This window comes from Variovorax soli NBRC 106424, assembly GCF_001591385.1.
In the GTDB taxonomy this organism is placed as follows: Bacteria; Pseudomonadota; Gammaproteobacteria; order Burkholderiales; family Burkholderiaceae_C; genus Variovorax; species Variovorax soli.
This window is the reverse complement of sequence record NZ_BCUU01000196.1, coordinates 1-3285: the sequence shown is the minus strand read 5'-3', so window position 1 is coordinate 3285 and position 3285 is coordinate 1. Positions and strand designations below refer to the sequence as shown.

At 71.8% G+C, this 3285-nt stretch carries 2 protein-coding genes; both read right to left on the bottom strand.

Annotation, left to right across the window (positions count from 1 at the left end; all coding sequences use genetic code 11):
• Positions 1–1713: sensor histidine kinase (locus VSO01S_RS26180; RefSeq protein WP_161944483.1), on the bottom strand; the 1713-nt coding region annotated here is incomplete at its 3' end.
• A 55-nt stretch (positions 1714–1768) separates the two neighbouring features.
• Entirely contained in the window at positions 1769–2983 is a 1215-nt protein-coding gene (locus tag VSO01S_RS26175) for an MFS transporter (RefSeq protein ID WP_068645678.1), read from the bottom strand.
• Positions 2984–3285: the final 302 nt, after the last annotated feature.

Genomic DNA, 3285 nt, shown 5'->3' with positions numbered 1-3285 from the left:
GCGCTTGGGCAGGCCGCGGCCGTCGTCCTGCACCTCCAGCGCCAGCGCGTCGCCCTCGAAGCGGATGCGCACGGCGCACTGCGTGCCGCCGCTGTGGCGGATGGCGTTGGACACGGCCTCGCGCAGGATGCGCGTGAGCTGCACGTGCGTGCGCGCCGGCAGGATCAGGCCGGGCGGCGGATCGTCCGCCTGCCACTGCGGCTGCATGCCGGCGTCGGACAGGCGCGTCACGGTTTCGGCGCGCCAGTCGGCCAGCGCTTCTTCGGCGGCGGTGACGTGGCCGGTCATGCCCCGCACCGAAAGGCGCATTTCCTCCAGCGCCTGGCGCGCCATGGCCGCGACGCGCTCGGGCTGGCCGCCGCGTTGGCTGGCCTGCACGATGGTGAGCAGCTGCGCGCCCAGGTCGTCGTGCAGGTCGGAGGCGATGCGGCGGCGCTCTTCCTGCGCGGCCTGCGCCGTGCGCAGCTGGGCGATCTGCTGCCAGTTGCGCTCGATCTCGCGCGACTTGCCGATCACGCGCTGCTCCAGCTCCTGGTTGAGCGTCTCGGCCTGGGTGAGGGCGCGCACGAACAGCTGGATCAGGCGCACCGAGATCACGGCGAACACCAGCGGCATGGTGAAGTGGCCCAGCGTGACGTTGGGCAGCGGCAGCAGGCCGTACTGCTGGGCCATCTCCAGCCCCAGCAGCACGATGGAATGCGCCAGCACCAGGCCGACCAGCCAGAAGTCCATGCGGTGGGTGCGCCAGGACAACACCAGGAAGGCCACCACGCAGCCGAGGAACTCCACCGTGCCCATCAGGTAGAGCGCCGTGGCGGTGCCCAGCAGCTCGTCACGCGGCACGGCCAGCACCACCAGCGCGATGGCCACGCTCTGCGCCACCAGGGCCCGGTCCATCCAGGCCCAGCGCCGCCCGATCAGCCGCACCAGGAACAGCATGGCGAACGACACCACCGGGAAGAACGCGACGGTGAGAAAGGCCTCCGTCGCCCAGTACGAGCCGAAGGACAGCCGCGTGAACAGCCGCGCCGTGAGCGCGCCCCAGCCCATGGCGAACAGCGCGAAGTACAGCATGTAGCGGTCGCGCCGGCGCGCCAGCCACAGGCCGAAGAGCGCCAGCCCGAAGCCCAGCAGGCTGATGGAGATGACCTGGGCCACCGTGATGTTCCAGAAGTAGCGGCTGTCGTACTGCGGCTGCAGCTGCGCCAGCGGCCCCACCTGCACCGCCGACATGCCGCTGGAACGCTGGCGCGTGGCCGCCTCGCCGAAGGCATGGCCCGCGATGCGCACCCGCAGCTCGTTGCCGCCCTGCGCCTTCAGCAGCGCGCGCGGCAGCGCGAACAGGTTGGGGTAGTAGCAGTTGCGCGGATAGGGCGGCTCCATGCGCCCGCCGGAGCCGACCAGCTCGCCGTTGACGTACACCTCCAGCGTGCTGCAGGCGCGCGGCACATACACGCCCAGCAGCTCGCTGCCGCCCGGGGTGTCGAAGCGCAGGCGGTAGTCGGCCACCCCGCTGAAGCCGGCCAGGTCCTCCTCCCATTCGTGCGGCAGGTTCACCGCCTGGTGGGCGCGGCCGGGCACTGCGAGCTGCGCCTGCTGCAGCATCTGCACCGGGGCCTGCGCCCATGCCTGCGGCAGTGCGGCCAGAAGCAGGCACAGGGCCAGCAGCCAGCGGGCGAGGCGCAGCAGCAGGAGATCAGGGGGAATCGGCACGGAGCGGCACTGTACCCTGCCCATCCGGCGGCCTACCCCCTCGAACGGGTGGTGGCTAAGGTTTGCGCTTGTGTGCCGGAATCCAGTACGCCAGCGTGCCCGCCGCCGCCAGCGCGATCAGCCCCGTGGTGGCGATGCCCGCCGCCAGCGACAGGCTGGCGGCCAGGAAGGACAGCAGCGCCGGCCCGCACGAGGAGCCGATGTCCGACATCAGCCGCCACACGCCCAGGAAGTGCGCGCGCCCGTGGCGCGGCGAATGGTCGGCCCCCAGCGTCATGATCAGCCCGGAGCCGATGCCGTTGCCGAAGCCGATGGCCAGCGCCGCCAGTAGCAGCGTGGTGAAGCCGGTGGTCAGCGGCATCAGCAGCATGGCCGCGCCCATCACGAGCATCGACGGCACGGCCACCGCGCGGCGGCCCTTGTGGTCCATCACCTGGCCGGCCGGGTAGAACACCAGCATGTCGATGCCGCCGGCCAGGCCATAGATGAGCGATGCCGCCGCCGGCGCCAGCCCGAGGTGCTCGGCCCACAGCGGAATCACGGCCTGGCGCGATGCCCGCACCGCGCTCACCAGCATCACGCCAATGCCCAGCGTGAGGAAGATGCGCCGGTGGTCCCGCAGCGTGGAGCCCAGGGTGACGGAAGCGGTGTCGGCCTGCCCCGGCGCCGGCGGAGGCGGCTTCAGGTCCGGAATGCGCGCGCCCACCGCGGCCGCGCCCAGCACCGCCACCATGCCCACGCCGTACGCCGCCCACAGCCCGAAGGCATGCACCGCCGCCGCGGCGAGAAAGGGCCCGGCGAACATGCCGATGCGCATCACGCCGCCCAGCGTGGAGAGCGCGCGGGCCCGGTACATGATGGGCACGGCCTCGGTCATGTAGCTCTGGCGCGCCAGGTTGTAGACCGACTGCGACATGCCCACCATGAAGCAGCCCAGCGCGAACAGGCCCAGGTGCGAGGTGCCGATGCAAAGCGCCATGCCCAGCGCGCTCCAGATGCCGGCGGCCACGATGGCCCAGCGCTCGCCCCAGCGCATGGTGATCAGCGAGGCCGGGATGTTGTTGAGCAGCGAGCCGATGCTGATCAGCCCCACAACCAGCGCGGCCGTGGGCACCGAGGCGCCCAGGTCGCGCGCCGTCAGCGGAATGATGGGGAGGATGGCGCCTTCGCCCAGCCCGAAAAGCAGCGAGGGGCCGAAGGCGGGAAGGGCGATGCGCCGAAGCGAGAAGTCGGCAGAGGAAGAAGGCGGCGCGGGAGGCTGGGACGACATGCAGGCAGGGCCCGGGCACATGGCCCCGGCTGGACGGCAACGGGCGGGAGAGGCCGCATTGTCCCGCCGATGCGCCATTCCTGCAGCCCATGCGCTGCAAGCCCTTTCAAGACGATACGGCCCATGGCGGGATCGGCCGGAGGCGGTGAACCTGCAGCGTGCCGCAGCGTCGAACAGTGGACATGAAACGAGCACTCGTCTTCCTGGCCACGGCGCTGGCTTTTGCCGGCGCTGGCGCCCAGGCGCCGCCGATCTCGGTGCCGCCGGTGCGCATCGGGCCCGCCGACGACGGCGGCAGGGCG